Here is a 17,293-nt window from a genome sequence, read left to right on the forward strand (position 1 = left end):
GTCACCCTTTCCGCCTCGACAGCCGTTCCTGCACCGCCGTCAGCACCACGGCGATAACGAGGATCAGGCCATAGGCGATCTGCAGCACATAGGTTGAAACGTTGAAGGTGGTGAGCAGGCTCTGGAGCAGGAAGATGTCGATAGCGCCGATCGCGGCACCACCTAGCCCGCCGCGGCCGCCGGCGAGGCTGACACCGCCGAGCGCCACGGCGGCAATCGCAATCAGCGTATAGGTCGGGCCGATATTGGGGTCTGCAGAGCCGATCAGCGAGGTGAGCATCAGCCCGGCGGCGGCGGCGAAGATCCCGGTCAGGACATAGGCGATGAGCCGCACCCTGGTCACCGGCACGCCAGCCGTGTAGGCGGCGCGGTCGTCGCTGCCGACAGCCATCAGCAGGTCATGATAGGGCGTGCGGTGGATGAAGAGCCAGCTCAGGCCGATCAGCGCCAGCGGCACAATCGAGAGCGGCCCTGCCATGGCCTTCAGCCAGTCCGGCGCCGGACCGATCGGTGCCGGCAGGATGGTAAGCGTGACGCCGGTGAGGAACAGATAGGTGCCGAGCGTCGCCACGATCGGCTGAATGCGGACGATTGTGGCAAGCGTGCCGTTCGCGGCGCCGACCAACGCCCCAACCAGCAGCGCGGCCGGAACGATGATCCACGGCGACGAAATGCCGAGGTTGAGGAACAGAAGCTGGATGACCAGGGCGTTGACGAAGCCCATCAGCGGACCGACCGAGATGTCGATGCCGCCGCGCCCCGCTAGGATGACCGGCGCCGAGGCGACGGCCGCGCCGATCAGCGGTGCGGCCAGCCCCAACAGCGCGCCCCAGGACGAAGGCTGAAAGCGTGCCGGATTGAGCGCGACGTTGAGCACGAGCAGGACGACGAGCATCACCACGGCAAAGCCAACGCCGCGTAGCTTGCGAAGGACCGGGCTCATGCGGCGCGTCCGAACATGGCGGCGATCACCCTGTCGGTGGTCATCTCCGCGCCTGAGAATTCGGCCGACACGCGCTGCTCGCGGAACACCAGCACACGGTGGCAGAGAAGCAGTATCTCCTCGATCTCGCTGGACAGGATCACCAGGGCCATGCCCTCGGCGGCAAGGCCGCGGAAAACGTCGTAGAGCACATGCCGGGTCGCCACGTCGACGCCGCGCGTCGGATCGTTGAGCAGAAGGAAGTTCGGCTCCAGCGCAAGGGCCCGCGCGAGCAGCACCTTCTGCTGATTGCCGCCGGACAGCGTGGTTATGGCCGCGTCGGGACGCGGCGCGACAATGCTGAGTTTCTGCCTATAAGCCTCGTACCGCCTGCGCCGTGCCGCGAAGGAGAGAAGGCCGAAGCGTCGGTCTTTCGACACGGTGGAGATGGCGAAGTTGTCGAGCACCGACTGGGTCGGGAAAATGCCGGTCGAACGGCGGTCGCGCGGCAAATAGGCGATACCGCTGGCGACGGCCTTGCGGAAGCTGGTGATCGATCCTGCCTTGCCGTCGACGGCGATCTCGCCCGCGACCGGCCGTTCGAGCCCGGCCAGCGCGCGCAGGAAACGTTCCTGGCCATGGCCGTCGAGCCCGGCAAGACCGACGATCTCGCCCGGCGCGATCGTCTGGCTGATCGGATCGACGCCGGGAGCGATGACGAGGTCGCGTACACGAAGAGCCTTTGCCTCAGCCATGCGCCAGCTCCGCCGCCGTCTGCGGCGCCATCGCCGCGAGGAGCTCGGCGGGGGTCGATACGCCGCGCTCCTCGGTCTTCACCACGCGGCCGGCGCGCAGGATGGATATGCGGTCGGACAAAGCCATCACCTCATCCATGCGGTGTGTGATGAACAGGATCAGCGTGCCTGCCCCGGCCATAGCGCGCATCAGCGCGAAGACCGACTCGCGATCCGCGAAGTCGAGCGCCGCGGTCACCTCGTCGAGGATCAAGACACGCGGGTTGCGGATGACGGCGCGGGCGAGCACGACCAGCTGTCTTGCGGCAAGCGGCAGCTCGCCGCATGGCCGGTCGAGATCGATCGGCGTCACCGCGAAGCGGCCGAGCGCGGCATGTGCCCTCGCGCGCCGCTCGCCCCGCGGCACGCCTCGTCGCCACAGGCCGTCCAGGCCAAGCAGGATGTTGTCGGTCACCGAGCGATCGGGCGCAACCAGCACCTCCTGGAAGACGGTGGCGAAGCCGGCGGCCTGGAAGGCGGCGGGCTGCGTGCCGGAAAACGCCTTGCCGTCGAGCAGGATCGCGCCGCCGTCCGGCTGGACGATGCCGGACAAAAGCTTCACCAGCGTGCTCTTGCCCGAGCCGTTCTCGCCCAGGATCGTATGGATCGTGCCGGCACGGAAGGCGATTGACGCCTCGGCCAGCGCGACGGTTTCGCCATAGCGTTTGGAGACGCCTTGGACTTCGAGCATGTGTCTTTCCGAAAGAGGAGAAGCCGGCCCTTAAGGTGTGTTGAGATTCAGGTCAGGCCGCGCCGAAATGGTGGCTTCCGAGAACCGGAGCGGAGCGTACTTTTCGTACGTGAGCGCCGGAAGCGCGAGGAAGCCGTCATTTGCAGGCCGGCATAACCTGAATATCAGCACACCGAGAGCCGGCTTCACATGACATCACTTGGCGCAGGCGTCCGGCACCTTCGAATAGTCCCAGCCCTTGGTCGGCGCAGGATTGCTGAAATAGGCGTCGAGCATGTTTTCGGGCATCGGGTCGGTCGGCGGCACCGGGAAGACCGAAACGGCGTCCGGCGTCATACAGTCCTTGTACCATTTGCCGAGCTCGGCGGCATGCACCGGCGGGATCGGGATCAGCAGCGTGTTGAGCTTCGGCTTCTGGCCGTCGAGCATACGCTCGCCGACGCGAAACAGCGTCTGCGCCGTCCAGCCTGGCAGCACGGCATGGCCCTCGAAGCGGTATTTGTCGGGATTGACCTTCCAGTAGCCGAGCGCGTCGCCGGTGATCGAGCCGGTGATGAGCGGCGCCGGCCGGCCGGCTTCAGCGAAAGCCTCGGCGACCACGCGGCTTTCGCTGCCGGTCGTCCATACCGCGTCGATCGGCGCCGGGTTGGTGGCGATCGCCTGCAGCACCACGGTCTTGGTGACATTGGCCGTCCAGTTGCCGTTGACGGTGCGCGCGACCTTGAGGCCCTTGTTCTCGGCCAGCGCCTTGTCGGCGCCCTGCTTTTCCTGAACCACGATTGGATGTCCGGCGATGCCTTCGACCATCAGCACGCTGGAATCGGGCTTGGCCTTGCCGATCGCCGTCATCATGTCATAGCCCCAGCGGGCATAGTTGGAATCGACATTGATGGCGTTGGGGCTGGTGACCGAGCCGGCCGCCGTGATGAAGGGAATGCCCGCCTTGGCCGCTGCATCGACGGCATCGTCGAGCGCCGTCGCCGAGCCCGGGATCGAGGTGATGATCGAGCACTTCTTGTCGATGAAGGCGCGGATCTGATTGATCTGCTGGCTCGGGTCGTTGTTCGAATCCGACACTTCGAAGCTCGACACTGTGCCGTCGGCGATGAGGCCATCGACCAACCGCTTCAGCTCTTTGGTGACCGAGACGCGCCACGGGTTGCCCTGGTAGCTCTCCGAGTGGCACCACTTCCAGGGCTTGGGTGGCGGCGTGAAATTATCCCAGGCCGAGGGCAGAACTTTCTGCGGCGCGCCGTCATATTGCGCCTTGAGATCGGCCGGCAGGCCGTCGATCACCGACTTCACGTCGGCGGCATGGGCGGCGAACGGGATCGAGACTATGGCAGTTGCGGCGAGCAGGCCGCGTATCAGGCTGGTCATTTTTTTCCTCCCTCGGTGCAGTGGAACTAGCCGGCGGCGGCCGGCGCGAAACTCTCCCGGAACAGGCGGTTGATGTCGGCGACGACGCGGCGGACGTCCTGCCGGCCGGCAAGGCCTTCGTTGATGCGGTCCGAGGCTTGCTGCTGAAACGCCATGTAGCCGTCGTGGCGCGGACGAACCCAGGCGCCTTCGAGCGTGGCGCGCGTAGCGCGATAGAAGTCGCCGGTCGCGGCGTTGACGGCATCGTCTTCCCAGGCCGCGGCATGGCCGGGCTGGCCGCCTGCGGCGGCATAAGGGCCGCGCTGCACGTCGCCGCTGGCGATCCAATAGGCGAAGTCGATCGCCGCCTCGCGCGCGGCGGAAAAGGCGGAGACGGCAATGCCGGTGCCGCCAAGCGCGGAGCCGACCGGGCCGTTGCCGCCGACAACCGGCATGTCGGCGAAGGCGAGGCGGTGCGGCCGGAAACCTGCCACCGCATAAGGAACATAGCCGTAGATCAGCGGCGCGCAGGCGATGCGGGAGCCGGGCTCTACCATCCTTTCGAACACCGCGATCGGGTCCATCGTCAGGCATGCGGGATCGACCCGCGCCGCAATCTCGCGCAACATCTCGAAGGCGGTTTCGCCGGTCTCGCCTTCGACAAGGTCGGCCGAACCGTCGACTATGCATGGCCGGCCGAGATCGGCGGCCAAAGTATAGAAGCACATCAGCGAATGCGGCGGCCGGAGCGGCAAGAGCACGCGGCCCTGTTCGGCAAGGGCCAGCACCTCGGTCCAGATCGCCGGCGCGGCTTCGATCAGATCCGGCCGCCAGGCTTGCACCTGGGTCGCGGCGTCGATCGGGAAAGCCCACTGCCGGCCTTGCCAGGTGTAGCTTGGATAGGATTTGCCGACGCTTCCCTTGGCCAGCGCCTCGCGTTCCGCGTCGCGTCTCGGCACATCGAGCGGCGCCAGGCATTTCTCGGCGGTGATCTGGCCGACATGCGGATGATCGATGACGATCAGATCATAGGCGCGGGCAAGCTCCTCCACCGGGAATGACTCGAAATCCTGCAGCGAACGCTTCTCCCATTCGATCGAGACGCCGGTCTTTTCCTTCCAGAGCGCCGAGCACGCCACCATCGGGTCGTAGCCGCGCGGATGGTTCCAGGTCATGCCTTTCAACCGGATCACAGGCCGAACTCCGCGCGGATCTTGTCGCTGTGCTCGCCGATGCGTGGGGCGGCGCGAGCCACCTTGGCGCGCGCGCCGTCGACGCGCAGCGGCGTGCGGGTGGTGAGGATCGAGACATTGTCCTCGCGCGTTACGGTCTGCAGCATGTCGAGGCTCTTGAAGCCGTCGCTTTCCATCAGTTCCGGCCAGGTCAGCACCTTGGCGCACCAGACGTCGGCGGGCTCGAGGACGGCCAGCCATTCGTCGATGGTTTTCTCCGCGATGCGTTTGGCGATGATCACCTTGATCTCGTCGCGGGCGGTGAACCAGGTCGCCGGTCTGTCGCGGAACGGGGACAGCTCAGGCAATCCGAGCAGATCGGCAATCTTCGGGATCGGCGTCATGGCTATCGCCAGATAGCCGTCATTGGCCGGGTAGACGCCGTAAGGCGCCGAGAGATAGGCATGCGCGCTGCGGAAGGACGAGCGCTTCGGCGGGCGTCGGCCGTCGTTGAGATGCGTGGTCAGCACTTCGAACTGGAAATCGATCAGCGCTTCGAGCAGGCTGGTTTCGACATGGCCGCCCTCGCCGGTGATGCCGCGCCGCACCAGCTTGGCGAGGATGCCTTGGGCGCAGGCAGCGCCCGCCAGCATATCGGCGATCGCCAGGCCGAACGGCACCGGCCCCTGCTCCTCGTCGCCATTCAGCCACATCACACCGGAACGAGCCTGCGCGAGCAGATCCTGCCCAGGGCGCTTCACCCATGACCCTTCCTCGCCATAGCCGCTGATCGAGGCATAGACGAGCCGGGGGTTGATTGTGCTGACATGCTCATAGTCCAGGCCGAGCCGCTCAATGACGCCCGGCCGGAAATTCTGGATCAGCACGTCGGCTTTGGCGATCAGGCCGCGCAGCGCGGCGAGGTCGGCTTCATTCTTCAAATCGACGGCAAGGCTTTCCTTGCCGCGGTTGATGGCGTGAAAAATAGTGGAATCGCCGCCGATCTCGGTGTCGCTGAGATAGAGCCGGCGCGACAGGTCGCCGCCGTCGGGCCGCTCGATCTTAATGACGCGCGCGCCGAGGTCGAGCAGGCGCAGCGAGCAATAGGGTCCCGACAGGAACTGGCTCATGTCGATGACGACGAGGCCGGTCAGCGGGAGTTCGTTGTCAGCAGCCACGGTTCACTTCTCGGTCTTGCCGACAAAGTCGGCCGGGTTCTTGTATTTCACCGTCTGCAGATGCTCGCAGTAGAGCACCAGTTCTCCTTCACCCTTGAAGACTTCATAGCTGGCGCGGATCAGGCCCATGTCCTGGTAGCGCGGCTTTTTGTCGAGGTTGGTGCGGATCGAATAGATGGTGTCGCCGATGAAGACCGGCTTGATGAAGCGCAGTTTGTCGTAGCCATAGGAAAATGCGTTGAGGCAGTTGGTGGCGACCAGCCCGAGCCCGGCCGAAAACACGAAGGCGCCCGCCACCAGCCGCCGGCCGAAGATGCCTTCCTTTTCGGCGAACATCTGGTCCTGCACGTAAGGGTGGATATCCAGCACCAGCGTGTTGAACATATGGCTTTCGCCCTCGGCGAGGGTGCGGCGAAGCGAGCGGATTTTGTGACCGGGCTGCCAGTCCTCGTAGAACCAGTTTTCCGAGTTCCAGACAGGAATTTCGGCATGCGCCTCAGGCATGTCGGCCGGATGCGTCGAGGCGACGCCGGCGGTCGGCGAGAACGTGCTCACGCAGCTCTCCAGACGGTTCCGGCGCCACCTGCAAGGCGGTTCCGGGCACGATGCCGGATGGCGAGACGCATGATCTTTCCTCCCGTAAGTTTTCTTTTGTGAATAATATTTTCACATATGGGATTGCCTTGCAAGCGAGGATCGACGAAATTTTTGGAAAGCCGGCACGGGCAGAGGAGCCGCCGGTGACGGGAGGAAGATCGATGCAAAGCGCCTGTCTTGTCTTTGTCGGCAGCCTCAACCGCGAGGCGCCCTATTTCCAGGGCGCGCGCGGTGTCGGCCTCGGCGTCTACGCCTTCGATGAGGCGACGCTTGCTGTGCGGAAGCTTGTCGAGACCGACGAGATCGACAATCCGACCTTCCTGTCGGTGACGCCGGACGGGACGCGGATCTATGCCAATTCGGAAGTCTTTGCCTGGCGCGAGGGAACGGTCTCTGCCTATCGCTTCGAGCGCGCCACCAACTCACTCGCCTATATCAACAAGCAGCCATCACTCGGCAGCATCACCGCGCACAACACGATCACCCGCGACGGCAGCAAGCTTCTGGTCGCGAATTACGGCATGGGCAGCGGCGGTCCCGACAAGGCGGTCGCTGTGTTCGGCTTTGCGGCCGACGGCGGCCTGACCGCGCCGCTGGCGAGCGTTGCCCACTCCGGCACCGGTCCCAACGCCGAGCGGCAGGAGCGGTCGCATGCGCACAGCGTCATCGAGATCATCCAGGGCGGCGTCGCCATCGTCGCCGATCTCGGCATCGACCAATTGGTCTCCTACCGGATCGAGCCCGACGGCACGCTGGTGAAGCTCGCTTCCTCGGCGCTCGCGCCCGGCGCAGGGCCGCGTCACGTCGCGCTGCATCCGAACGGCCGCTTCGTCTTCGTCATGAACGAGCTGGACTCGACGGTCGTCTCGCTGGCGCTTGAGCCCTCTTCAGGCAGGCTTGAACTCATCGACACCAAGCCGGCGGTGCCCGGAGAGGCTCGCGCGCATAATCACTGCGCCGACATCCAGATCTCGCCCGACGGCCGCTTCCTCTACGGCTCCAACCGCGGCCATGACAGCGTCGCCATTTTTGCCGTCGACCAGCAGTCTGGGAAACTGGAGCTGGTCGACTTCACCCCCTGCGGCGGCGCGACGCCGCGCAACCTCGCGCTGACGCCATCCGGCAGGCATCTTTTTTCGGCCAATCAGAATGCCGACCGCGTCTCGATCTTCGCCCGCGACGAGCAGAGTGGCCGGCTGACCGACACCGGGCATGCCATCGAAATCGGAACGCCGATGTGCGTGCGGATCGTCGAGGACCGGCTTCAATTCTAATCTTAGCGAGCGGCGTTCTAGAGACCGACTTTGCTCACTGGCTGACCCGGGCGAACGAGCCTGTATAGGTCTGGCCGGCAAGCGCGTAGGTGACGTTGAGCGTTCCCGGCGACGCCATCGTGGCGGTGATGTCCGCGCCGTTCGGCAAGCGCCCGAGCTTCAATGTGTTGCCGGAAATCCTGCCGGAGCCATCGGCGACGCCCGGCTTGTTGTCGGCCAGATCGCCCCATGCGTAGCTGGCCGTCACCTGCCCGCCTGAGGACACGGTCAGCACCGCCAGCTTGCCGTCATACATGCCGTTGAGCTGCCCCGCCCATATGCCGGAGAATGCGGCGTATCGGGCCGGAACGCCCTTGCCGGGCGGAACGACCGCAGCCGTCTGATCCAGCACAGCCGAATTCCGCGAAGCCGGAGCGGGAGCAACAATGGCGGCAGGAGCAGGTTGCGGGTCAGCAACAGGCTGTGTGTCTGGAGTCGATTGACAAGCGGCAACCGCGACCGCAATGCAAAACATCGGCAAGAGACTGTTTGGCCGGGCAAGCAGTCCAGCCCGTCCCTGCACCAGTTTCCCACCCAAAACCGGAACTCTCATAAGTATCCCTCCGACAGGAAGCCTTAGCCTAGTTGCGGCCACCGGCATAGGGATTTCCTCCGGCGCTTGTTTCGCCGAATATGACCTGCGTTCGCTTCCGTTGGAGCGGCTTTCCCAGGGACGATAGCTCCACTTGCAAAGCATTCATCGAGCTCCGTCGCGGGGGCATGATGCCGGAACCCCCGCCGATGCCCCGCGTTCCCAACAAACCAGCGGCGATTGCGCTCCACCAATCCAAGCAAAGATCGTTCGCGGATCTCTCGACAAGAACGCGATAAGAGCACGGAGTAAGAGCGCGATAAGAGCACGGAGTTCCAGCCATGGCTTTCACGCTTGAGAGTCCAGCCTTTGAAAACGGGCAGACCGTTCCTGAGCCCTATGTCCGCAACGGAGGCAATCTGTCTCCTCCCCTGCGATGGAAGAACGCGCCAGCCGGGACCAAAAGCTTCATGCTTGTCGTGGAGGATCCTGATGCGCCACGCGGCATGTTTCGCCATTGGGCGGTCTATGACATTGCCGCCGGCCGGGACCGCCTGCCCGAAGGCACCGCCGGGCCGGAAAGTTTCCGCCAAGGCGTCAACGACTTTAGCAACGCCCATTACGACGGACCCCAGCCGCCAAAGGGACACGGCGTTCACCACTATCACTTCCGCCTTTTGGCACTCGACGTTGAAACGCTGGAAACCGGCGGGAAGACGGGAATCGCCGATCTTCTGGCGTTTGCAAAGCCGCATGTGATCGCCACTGCCGACCTCATCGGCACATATGAAAGCCGCTGAGGCGCGATCCGAAGCGGCCTGTCGGCGTTCGATTATGCCCCGTTCGAATAAGGAGAAAAACAATGCCGGACAAGAAGACCATCGAAAAGGCGCGCAAGGACAAGCGCGAAGGCAAGTCGGCAAGCACGCAGGCCGGTGAATTCGTTCACGCGGAGATCGACAAGATCCGCCAAGGCAAGCACGGCGCCCGCTCCACCAAGCAGGCGATCGCCATCGGTCTTTCGGAGGCGCGCCGCGCGGGCGTCGACCTGCCGCCGCCCAAAAAAGGCGATGTGAAGGAGAGCACGCGCAAGAGCGCCGAATACGCTTATGAGGCAGGCCAGGGCGAACGGAAGCCGAAGCGTCAGCCGAAGGTCTCGAAGGCGGTGTCGAAGGTGCTCGAAGGCGAGCCGAAAAGCACCGCCTCCCGCAAGGCCCTGTCGCGGCAGGCCAAGAGCGCCGCATCCGGCCGCACAGCCGAAGAGCGGTCGGCGGCGGCGAGGAAAGCCGCGCAGACCAAAGGCGCCGCCGGACGATCGGCGGCAGCGCGCAAAGCAGCCAGAACCCGGGCCGAGCGCGGTTAGCGTAGTTCCAGGAAGACTGTGAGCGGCTAAGTTGGACGCTTTCGCCGTAACCTTCCGTCAGGAAGGACGCCGCACAGCTGGAAAGTTTGCCAGTCGTCCATTTGAGGCGTATGGTTTGACATCGGCCGCCAGACATTCGGATGCAGCCGACAGTAAGAGGTACGTGCTCTTGCCCGTCAGGGAGAAGAGCCATGCCTCAACCCGTCCTTCGCAACCAAATTTTGAAAACTCTTCCTCCGGACGATTTCGCGCTTTTGCAGCCGTCCATGCATCGCGTGGAACTGGCTGTCAAAGCCCGACTTGAGGACCCCTATCAACCGATAGAGCACGTCTATTTTCTGGAGAGCGGTATTGCGTCGGTGGTCGCCACCTTGACCGGAGGGCGGCAGAGCGAAGTCGGCATCATCGGCCATGACGGTATGACGGGACTCGCGGTCATTCTCGGGCAAGACAGATCTCCCAACGAAACCTATATCCAAGTCGCCGGCAATGGCTGGTGCCTGCCGGTTGAAAATCTTCGCGCTGCCATTGCAGAAAGCCTGAGCCTTCATGAGGCGCTGCTTCGCTACGCCCACGCATTCCTGGTGCAATCATCCCGAACGGCGCTGGTGAACGGCCACTCGAAAATCGAGGAAAGGCTGGCCCGCTGGCTGCTGATGGTCCACGACCGGACTGAGGGAAAAATCTACCTGACGCATGAATTCCTGGCGACCATGCTTGGCGCGCGGCGTCCCGGCGTTACTACCGCCCTCCAAATGCTCGAATACCGGGGGCTAATCCACGCCAAGCGCGGTGAGATCACGATTGTCGACCGCATCGGGATGATAAAACTCACTCATGGCGCCTATGGCGAGGAGGAGCAACGGCACTTCGGCATAGCCTCCGAATTGTCCGCTATCGGACATACGCTTGAAGGCCGCCGGAAATAGGCCGTTAATCGTGTTGGTTTGGGTTCAGGGAGGAACTCTTGATGACCAACACGTACCGGACTGTCACGGTTGAAAAAGCCGCCGAGGCCTATGTTCTTTCCAGAGGCAAGGCCGGGTTCCTGTCCATCGCGAAGGCAATCCGGGCAATCCGAACACTGATGCCAGACTGCAAGGCTTCCGACCGCGAGTTGGAGGAAATGCTGGCGACGGCATGCATCGTTCACAGCGTGCCCGTAGCTTTCGACGCAGCAACGGCCGGTAGCGCAACATCGCGGCTCCATTCATAGAGCCGAAGATGCCAACCCAGACGACGGCTTCATCCGATATTCGTCGAGCGATTGTCCTTTACCTGATCGACAATGTCGACGATCCGAGCATTTCCTTAACAGAGGTTGTCCTCGCGGTGAGAAAGACGTTTCCGCTTTGCGAGCTCACAGATTGGGAACTTGGCGATCTCATAGCGCGAAGCGCTATCAATGCCGGATTTGCTGTCGAGTTCGACGCCGAGCTTCCCTGATAGTCGGGCCCATCCTGCACCCGCAGTTCATGGAGGCACAGAATTTCCCGCGCTATGGACCACCTATGTGGACCACCTTGCCGGCGTAACCCATGAAACCCAAGGTTCTTTGGGGAGATCAATAGCCTAGAGAGTGACTTGGTGGAGCCAATCGGAATCGAACCGACGACCTCTTGAATGCCATTCAAGCGCTCTCCCAACTGAGCTATGGCCCCACTCCCGGCAGTCAGCCGGCGCCGTTTCCGGCGAAGAGATCCGGCGCGGTTGGGACCGCGCCGTCGTTTAGTGCTGGCGGCTTCTAGCGCCGCCTTCGGTCAAGATCAAGCCTTCAAAGACCGCTTTTTCGTCACAGGCGAAAATGGCCGGCAAACAATCGCGCCGAGGCTGGAATCAGACCTCATCCTCGTCGTCGCCGACGCCGATCATATCGGCGACGTCGTCATCCTCTTCCTCTTCGTCGGCAAGGAAGGTGTCGTCGTCATCGTCGCCGAGGTCCACGTCCTCGTCGTCGCCGAGATCGGGAAGATCATCGCCGCCGCCCTTGGCCTCGTCATCGGCTTCCTCGAGCGAGACGACTTCGGCGCCCTCCTCCTCGTCGGCGTCCAGTTCCTTGTCGGCGACCTCCTCATCCTCCTCGATGGCGGAAATCTTGCCTTCATCGAAATAGGAGCGCGGATAGCTCTTGCCGGTATAGGGCGAGACGATCGGGTCCTTGTTGAGATCGTAGAATTTCCGTCCCGTCTCAGGGTCGATGCGTTTGGTGCCAAGTTCAGCTTTTGCCACGTCAGGCCTCGTCAATAAAAGAGTGGTCCCCTTAACCGCAGTTTGGAGCGCTGTCAAAGCCAAAAGCCGGCGTTGTAAAGGGTTGCGTTCGAACGGCCGCGCCAAGGGGATGACCATTGCCGCGCACCGTGATACGAGACCGCCGCAACACGACGAACCGGGCCGGTCAGCCGGCATTTCATTTGGACGACAAAATGTCTCATTCCGCCGCCGCTAAACCAGCCACGGCCCGCAAATCCCCTGCCCTTGCCGGCACAGCGCGCGTGCCGGGCGACAAGTCGATCTCGCACCGCTCCTTTATGTTCGGCGGCCTGGCCTCCGGCGAGACCCGAATTACCGGCCTGCTCGAGGGCGAGGACGTGATGCGCACCGGTGCCGCCATGAAGGCAATGGGTGCGCATATCGAAAAGACGGGCGCCGAATGGGTGATCCGCGGCACCGGCAACGGCGCGCTGCTGCAACCGGAGGGCCCGCTCGATTTCGGCAATGCCGGCACCGGCTCGCGCCTCACCATGGGCCTCGTCGGCACCTATGACATGGAGACGACCTTCATCGGCGACGCCTCGCTCTCCGGCAGGCCGATGGGTCGCGTGCTCGACCCGTTGCGCCAGATGGGCGTGCAGGTGCTGCAGGCAGCACCCGGAGACCGCATGCCTATCACGCTGCGCGGGCCGAAGCATGCCGCGCCGATCACCTATCGCGTGCCGATGGCGTCGGCCCAGGTGAAGTCGGCGGTGCTGCTTGCCGGCTTGAACACGCCGGGCATCACCACGGTCATCGAGCCGGTGATGACGCGCGACCACACCGAAAAGATGCTGAAAGGGTTCGGCGCCAACCTGACCGTAGAGACCGACGGGCGCGGCGTGCGCCACATCTTCATCGAAGGCCAGGGTAAGCTCACCGGGCAGACGATCGCCGTGCCGGGCGACCCCTCCTCCGCCGGCTTCCCGCTGGTGGCGGCGCTGATCGTGCCGGGTTCGGACATCGTCATCGAGAACGTGCTGATGAACCCGACCCGCACCGGGCTGCTCATGACCTTGCAGGAGATGGGCGGCCGTATCGACATCCTCAACCCGCGCAATGCCGGCGGCGAGGACGTGGCGGATTTGCGCGTGCGCTCCTCCGAACTCAAGGGCGCCATCGTGCCGCCGGAGCGCGCGCCGTCGATGATCGACGAATATCCGGTGCTGGCCGTGGCGGCGAGCTTCGCCGAAGGCGAGACACTGATGCAGGGGCTGGAGGAATTGCGCGTCAAGGAATCCGACCGGTTGGCGGCGGTGGCCAATGGGCTGAAGCTCAATGGCGTCGATTGCACCGAGGGCGAAGTTTCGCTCGCCGTGCGCGGCAGACCGGGCGGCAAGGGACTGGGCGCTCATCCGAACGGCCCCGATACGGCCGTGAAGACCCATCTCGATCATCGCATCGCCATGAGCTTCCTGGTGATGGGCCTGGCGACGGAAAAGCCCGTGACCATCGACGACGCCAATATGATCGCGACGAGCTTTCCGGAGTTCATGGGATTGATGAAGGGACTGGGCGCGGAGATCGAGTGACGGCGATGAGATTGAGCCGACTTGAGATACTGGCGGGGTGTGAAGGATCGCGGCACTCGCCATTTGCATCGCCTCCATCGATCGCTGTGGCCGGCCAATGAGCACCCCCTTCACCATCGCCATCGACGGACCCGCCGGCGCCGGCAAGGGCACGCTCGCCCGCCGGCTCGCCGATCACTATCGCCTGAACCTGCTCGACACCGGCCTCACCTACCGTGCCGTCGCCCACAAGCTGCTCGAGCTCGGCCTGCCGCTCGACAATGTCTCGGCGGCCGAGACCGCGGCGCGGCAGGTTGATCTCTCGAACCTCGACCGGACAGTGCTGTCGGCGCATGCGGTGGGCGAGGCGGCGTCCAAAGTCGCGGTCATCCCCACGGTGCGGCGCATCCTGGTCGAGAAGCAGCGGGTTTTCGCCAAGGCACCGCCGGGCGCGGTGCTCGACGGCCGCGACATCGGCACGGTGGTGTGCCCGGACGCCGACATCAAGCTCTATGTCACGGCGAGCGCCGAAGTGCGCGCCAGGCGCCGGCTGGCCGAGATCGAGAGCATGGGCGGCAGCGCCGATTTCGCTACCATCCTCGCCGACATCGAGCGCCGCGACGAGCGCGACATGGGCCGCGCCGACTCGCCGTTGAAGCCCGCGGCAGACGCGCACTTGCTTGATACCAGCGAAATGGCTATAGAAGCCGCGTTTCTGGCGGCGATGGCGATCGTTGACGAGGTCCTCGCCAAGAGAAACAAGGCCTGATCGGGCTTTTCGGTTGCCTTGAGCGGCGAAAATACCCATATCGGGCACGCACCAGCCTGCCAGCATTCTTCATGCGCCGGACTTGCCACTTAACAAGTGGCCAAGGGCTCTTCAGCCCGGAACGCCGGCAGGCTCACGCAACGCTAACCCACGGCGCCCGCTCCGCCAGCGCGCGGAGCATTCCAGGAGAAACAATGTCAGCTGCTAATCCGTCTCGCGACGATTTCGCGAGCATGCTCGAAGAATCATTCACCGCCGGCCATTCCGGCGAGGGCCAGGTCGTCCGGGGCACGATCACCGCGATCGAAAAGGACATGGCCATCATCGATGTCGGCCTCAAGGTCGAAGGCCGCGTGCCGCTGAAGGAATTCGGCGCCAAGGGCAAGGAATCCTCCCTCAAGGTCGGCGACACCGTCGAAGTCTATGTCGAGCGCATCGAGAACGCGCTTGGCGAAGCCATGCTGTCGCGCGAGAAGGCTCGCCGCGAAGAGAGCTGGGTGCGCCTCGAAGAGAAGTTCACCAAGGGTGAGCGCGTCGAAGGCGTCATCTTCAACCAGGTCAAGGGCGGCTTCACCGTCGACCTCGACGGCGCCGTGGCCTTCCTGCCGCGCAGCCAGGTCGATATCCGCCCGATCCGCGACGTCACCCCGCTGATGCACAACCCGCAGCCCTTCGAGATCCTCAAGATGGATCGCCGCCGCGGCAACATCGTGGTATCGCGCCGCACCGTGCTCGAGGAGAGCCGCGCCGAACAGCGTTCGGAAATCGTGCAGAACCTCGAGGAAGGCCAGGTGGTCGAAGGCGTGGTCAAGAACATCACCGATTACGGTGCGTTCGTCGACCTTGGCGGCATCGACGGCCTGCTGCATGTCACCGACATGGCTTGGCGCCGCGTCAACCATCCGACCGAAATCCTCAATATCGGCCAGACGGTCAAGGTGCAGATCATCCGCATCAACCAGGAAACCCACCGCATCTCGCTCGGCATGAAGCAGCTCGAGTCGGATCCGTGGTCGGATATCGGCACCAAGTTCCCGATCGGCAAGAAGATCAAGGGCACCGTCACCAACATCACCGACTACGGCGCGTTCGTCGAGCTGGAGCCGGGCATCGAGGGCCTCATCCACGTTTCGGAAATGTCGTGGACGAAGAAGAACGTGCACCCCGGCAAGATCCTGTCGACGACCCAGGAAGTCGACGTGGTCGTGCTCGAGGTCGATCCGGCCAAGCGCCGCATCTCGCTCGGCCTCAAGCAGACGCTGGAGAACCCGTGGGAAGCCTTCGCGCGCAACCATCCGGTCGGCAGCCAGGTCGAGGGCGAGGTCAAGAACAAGACGGAGTTCGGCCTGTTCATCGGCCTGGAAGGCGACGTGGACGGCATGGTGCACCTCTCCGACCTCGACTGGACCCGTCCGGGCGAGCAGGTCATCGAAGAGTACAATCGCGGCGACATGGTCAAGGCGCAGGTGCTCGACGTCGACATCGAGAAGGAGCGCATCTCGCTCGGCATCAAGCAGTTGGCCCGTGACACGGTCGGTGAAGCGGCCACCAGCGGCGAGCTGCGCAAGAACGCCGTCGTCACCTGCGAGGTCATCGGCGTGAAGGATGGCGGTCTGGACGTGCGGCTGGTCGACAGCGGCATCGAGACCTTCATCAAGCGTTCCGACCTTTCGCGCGACCGCGACGAGCAGCGCCCCGAGCGCTTCACCGTCGGCCAGAAGGTCGACGCCCGCGTCATCGCCTTCGACAAGAAGACCCGCAAGCTGCAGGTCTCGATCAAGGCGCTGGAAATCGCCGAGGAAAAGGAAGCGGTCGCCCAGTACGGCTCGACCGACTCCGGCGCGTCGCTCGGCGACATCCTGGGCGCGGCGCTGAAGAAGCAGGGCAACTAAGCTTCTTCGCTGAGCAGTGACAAAAAACCCCGCCGGAGCGATCCGGCGGGGTATTTCTTTTATCGGAATATCTGTGCTGTCAGGCCCGGCCGTAGAGCGGAACCAGCGTGCCGCTCATGGCCTGGTTGGCGGGTGAGGCGAGATAGGCGATCGCTTCGGCCGCGGCCTCGAGGCTGACCCATTTGCTGAAATCGGCGTCCGGCATGCTGTCGCGGTTGGCCTGCGTGTCGAGCGTCGAGGGGGCCACGGCGTTGACCAGGATGCCCTTGTGCTTCAGCTCCTCGGCCATGGCGACCGTCATGGCCGCGACCGCCGCCTTGCTCGCCGTATAGGCGACCATGCCCGAACCTTTGCGCGGTTCCAGCGCCGCCCGCGCGGTGACGTTGACGATACGGCCGGCCGTGTTGGACGCCAGCATCGAGCGCACCGCGGCGCGGCTGCACAAGAAGGCCGTGCGGGCGTTGGTGTCCATCATTTCGGCGAAGGAAGCCGACTCGATCTTTTCGACCGGCGCCATGGTGAAGCCGCCGGCAAGGTGGATCGAGGCCCAGAGCGCGGGCACCTGATGGTAGAAGGCGTCGACCTTGGCCGAATCCGACAGGTCGACATTGTGCGCCAGATGCACGCTGGCATGGGCTGCGTAAGGAAAATGCGGCGGGGCCGCCGCGTGGGCATTGGGCACGTGGCAGATCGCGCCTTGCTCCAGCAACCTGCCGACAACCGCGCCGCCGAGCGCCCCAGTGCCGCCCGTCACCACGACATGCCTGCCATTCAGCGTTTCCTTCATACTTAGACCGCTCCTGTCATTTTTTTTATGATTATATCTTGGGTTATGCCTCCCCAGGCTCGAACGTCGCGCCTTTCGCGCTGTCACTCAATTGAAATATCGACATGGCTGGCGCAGCGTCTTTGCATGCGTCGAACCGTAGCAGGCGACGCCAATTGGCGGT

General features: G+C 63.9%; 19 protein-coding genes and 1 tRNA gene. 9 read left to right on the top strand and 11 right to left on the bottom strand.

The annotated features are described in order from the left end of the window. Nucleotide 1 precedes the first annotated feature (1 nt). The 7 genes from LB553_RS06460 to LB553_RS06490 all read right to left on the bottom strand — a co-directional run bounded on the left by LB553_RS06460 (nucleotide 2) and on the right by LB553_RS06490 (nucleotide 6,671). Nucleotides 2-943: an ABC transporter permease gene (locus LB553_RS06460; RefSeq protein ID WP_224511668.1), complete on the bottom strand. Its 942-nt coding sequence runs from the start codon at nucleotides 941-943 to the stop codon at nucleotides 2-4. Then, nucleotides 940-1,677: an ATP-binding cassette domain-containing protein gene (locus tag LB553_RS06465; RefSeq protein ID WP_224511670.1), complete on the bottom strand. Its 738-nt coding sequence runs from the start codon at nucleotides 1,675-1,677 to the stop codon at nucleotides 940-942. Before LB553_RS06465 ends, LB553_RS06460 begins: the two co-directional genes overlap by 4 nt. Continuing rightward, nucleotides 1,670-2,407 (bottom strand): ATP-binding cassette domain-containing protein, encoded by a 738-nt coding sequence (locus tag LB553_RS06470; protein WP_224511672.1) that lies wholly within the window; start codon nucleotides 2,405-2,407, stop codon nucleotides 1,670-1,672. The genes LB553_RS06465 and LB553_RS06470 overlap by 8 nt, the downstream gene beginning before the upstream one ends. 195 nt (nucleotides 2,408-2,602) lie before the next feature. Next, nucleotides 2,603-3,787: a substrate-binding domain-containing protein gene (locus tag LB553_RS06475; RefSeq protein ID WP_224511674.1), complete on the bottom strand. Its 1,185-nt coding sequence runs from the start codon at nucleotides 3,785-3,787 to the stop codon at nucleotides 2,603-2,605. Between the two features lie 26 nt (nucleotides 3,788-3,813). After that, nucleotides 3,814-4,941: an extracellular solute-binding protein gene (locus tag LB553_RS06480; protein ID WP_224511865.1), complete on the bottom strand. Its 1,128-nt coding sequence runs from the start codon at nucleotides 4,939-4,941 to the stop codon at nucleotides 3,814-3,816. Between the two features lie 14 nt (nucleotides 4,942-4,955). Then, a complete protein-coding gene (locus tag LB553_RS06485; RefSeq protein ID WP_224511676.1) occupies nucleotides 4,956-6,116 on the bottom strand; it encodes a CaiB/BaiF CoA transferase family protein in 1,161 nt (386 codons plus the stop codon). A 3-nt stretch (nucleotides 6,117-6,119) separates the two neighbouring features. After that, entirely contained in the window at nucleotides 6,120-6,671 is a 552-nt protein-coding gene (locus LB553_RS06490) for a MaoC family dehydratase (RefSeq protein WP_224511678.1), read from the bottom strand. Between the two features lie 203 nt (nucleotides 6,672-6,874). Between LB553_RS06490 and LB553_RS06495 the strand changes: the two genes are divergently transcribed. Next, entirely contained in the window at nucleotides 6,875-7,987 is a 1,113-nt protein-coding gene (locus LB553_RS06495; protein WP_224511680.1) for a lactonase family protein, read from the top strand. A 34-nt stretch (nucleotides 7,988-8,021) separates the two neighbouring features. On the opposite strand, the gene LB553_RS06500 is transcribed toward LB553_RS06495, so the two are convergent. Continuing rightward, entirely contained in the window at nucleotides 8,022-8,378 is a 357-nt protein-coding gene (locus LB553_RS06500) for a hypothetical protein (protein WP_224511682.1), read from the bottom strand. 521 nt (nucleotides 8,379-8,899) lie between these two features. Between LB553_RS06500 and LB553_RS06505 the strand changes: the two genes are divergently transcribed. From LB553_RS06505 to LB553_RS06525, 5 genes are all read left to right on the top strand, one after another. Further along, on the top strand, nucleotides 8,900-9,358 hold the full coding sequence (locus LB553_RS06505) for a YbhB/YbcL family Raf kinase inhibitor-like protein (protein ID WP_224511684.1): 459 nt from the start codon (nucleotides 8,900-8,902) through the stop codon (nucleotides 9,356-9,358). Nucleotides 9,359-9,420: 62 nt separating this feature from the next. Next, nucleotides 9,421-9,921 carry a DUF6496 domain-containing protein gene (locus LB553_RS06510; protein ID WP_224511686.1) on the top strand — a complete coding sequence of 167 codons (501 nt, stop codon included), beginning with the start codon at nucleotides 9,421-9,423 and terminating at the stop codon, nucleotides 9,919-9,921. Nucleotides 9,922-10,112: 191 nt separating this feature from the next. After that, a complete protein-coding gene (locus tag LB553_RS06515; RefSeq protein WP_224511689.1) occupies nucleotides 10,113-10,850 on the top strand; it encodes a Crp/Fnr family transcriptional regulator in 738 nt (245 codons plus the stop codon). Nucleotides 10,851-10,891: 41 nt separating this feature from the next. Next, nucleotides 10,892-11,137 carry a hypothetical protein gene (locus LB553_RS06520; protein ID WP_224511692.1) on the top strand — a complete coding sequence of 82 codons (246 nt, stop codon included), beginning with the start codon at nucleotides 10,892-10,894 and terminating at the stop codon, nucleotides 11,135-11,137. Between the two features lie 8 nt (nucleotides 11,138-11,145). Next, complete coding sequence (locus LB553_RS06525) at nucleotides 11,146-11,367, top strand: hypothetical protein (protein WP_224511694.1); 222 nt, start codon at nucleotides 11,146-11,148, stop codon at nucleotides 11,365-11,367. Nucleotides 11,368-11,506: 139 nt separating this feature from the next. Here LB553_RS06525 and LB553_RS06530 read toward each other — a convergent pair. Beyond that, a tRNA-Ala gene (locus tag LB553_RS06530) sits at nucleotides 11,507-11,582 on the bottom strand. 175 nt (nucleotides 11,583-11,757) lie between these two features. Beyond that, nucleotides 11,758-12,150, bottom strand: a complete 393-nt coding sequence (locus LB553_RS06535; protein ID WP_224511695.1) for a TIGR02300 family protein — start codon at nucleotides 12,148-12,150, stop codon at nucleotides 11,758-11,760. Nucleotides 12,151-12,344: 194 nt separating this feature from the next. Between LB553_RS06535 and aroA the strand changes: the two genes are divergently transcribed. The 3 genes from aroA to rpsA all read left to right on the top strand — a co-directional run bounded on the left by aroA (nucleotide 12,345) and on the right by rpsA (nucleotide 16,343). Beyond that, the gene (aroA, locus tag LB553_RS06540) at nucleotides 12,345-13,703 is read left to right on the top strand and encodes a 3-phosphoshikimate 1-carboxyvinyltransferase (RefSeq protein WP_224511696.1); all 1,359 of its coding nucleotides are present in this window, start codon (nucleotides 12,345-12,347) and stop codon (nucleotides 13,701-13,703) included. A 97-nt stretch (nucleotides 13,704-13,800) separates the two neighbouring features. Beyond that, nucleotides 13,801-14,451 (top strand): (d)CMP kinase, encoded by a 651-nt coding sequence (gene cmk / locus LB553_RS06545; protein WP_224511697.1) that lies wholly within the window; start codon nucleotides 13,801-13,803, stop codon nucleotides 14,449-14,451. 194 nt (nucleotides 14,452-14,645) lie between these two features. Next, nucleotides 14,646-16,343 (top strand): 30S ribosomal protein S1, encoded by a 1,698-nt coding sequence (rpsA, locus tag LB553_RS06550; protein ID WP_224511698.1) that lies wholly within the window; start codon nucleotides 14,646-14,648, stop codon nucleotides 16,341-16,343. Nucleotides 16,344-16,422: 79 nt separating this feature from the next. Here the strand turns inward: rpsA and LB553_RS06555 are convergent, their stop codons facing one another. Further along, entirely contained in the window at nucleotides 16,423-17,130 is a 708-nt protein-coding gene (locus LB553_RS06555; protein WP_224511699.1) for an SDR family NAD(P)-dependent oxidoreductase, read from the bottom strand. Nucleotides 17,131-17,293 lie beyond the last annotated feature (163 nt).

The sequence above is a fragment of the Mesorhizobium sp. CA8 genome (genome assembly GCF_020164955.1).
Lineage (GTDB): Bacteria > Pseudomonadota > Alphaproteobacteria > Rhizobiales > Rhizobiaceae > Mesorhizobium.

Bases quoted from the DNA above. Each gene is read 5' to 3' on its own strand.
- LB553_RS06510 (WP_224511686.1), top strand. From the start codon at position 9,421: ATGCCGGACAAGAAGACCATCGAAAAGGCGCGCAAGGACAAGCGCGAA.
- LB553_RS06480 (WP_224511865.1), bottom strand. From the start codon at position 4,941: ATGACCTGGAACCATCCGCGCGGCTACGACCCGATGGTGGCGTGCTCG.
- LB553_RS06470 (WP_224511672.1), bottom strand. From the start codon at position 2,407: ATGCTCGAAGTCCAAGGCGTCTCCAAACGCTATGGCGAAACCGTCGCG.
- LB553_RS06520 (WP_224511692.1), top strand. From the start codon at position 10,892: ATGACCAACACGTACCGGACTGTCACGGTTGAAAAAGCCGCCGAGGCC.
- LB553_RS06495 (WP_224511680.1), top strand. From the start codon at position 6,875: ATGCAAAGCGCCTGTCTTGTCTTTGTCGGCAGCCTCAACCGCGAGGCG.
- aroA (WP_224511696.1), top strand. From the start codon at position 12,345: ATGTCTCATTCCGCCGCCGCTAAACCAGCCACGGCCCGCAAATCCCCT.
- LB553_RS06475 (WP_224511674.1), bottom strand. From the start codon at position 3,787: ATGACCAGCCTGATACGCGGCCTGCTCGCCGCAACTGCCATAGTCTCG.
- LB553_RS06515 (WP_224511689.1), top strand. From the start codon at position 10,113: ATGCCTCAACCCGTCCTTCGCAACCAAATTTTGAAAACTCTTCCTCCG.
- LB553_RS06555 (WP_224511699.1), bottom strand. From the start codon at position 17,130: ATGAAGGAAACGCTGAATGGCAGGCATGTCGTGGTGACGGGCGGCACT.
- LB553_RS06460 (WP_224511668.1), bottom strand. From the start codon at position 943: ATGAGCCCGGTCCTTCGCAAGCTACGCGGCGTTGGCTTTGCCGTGGTG.
- LB553_RS06505 (WP_224511684.1), top strand. From the start codon at position 8,900: ATGGCTTTCACGCTTGAGAGTCCAGCCTTTGAAAACGGGCAGACCGTT.
- rpsA (WP_224511698.1), top strand. From the start codon at position 14,646: ATGTCAGCTGCTAATCCGTCTCGCGACGATTTCGCGAGCATGCTCGAA.
- LB553_RS06525 (WP_224511694.1), top strand. From the start codon at position 11,146: ATGCCAACCCAGACGACGGCTTCATCCGATATTCGTCGAGCGATTGTC.
- cmk (WP_224511697.1), top strand. From the start codon at position 13,801: ATGAGCACCCCCTTCACCATCGCCATCGACGGACCCGCCGGCGCCGGC.
- LB553_RS06465 (WP_224511670.1), bottom strand. From the start codon at position 1,677: ATGGCTGAGGCAAAGGCTCTTCGTGTACGCGACCTCGTCATCGCTCCC.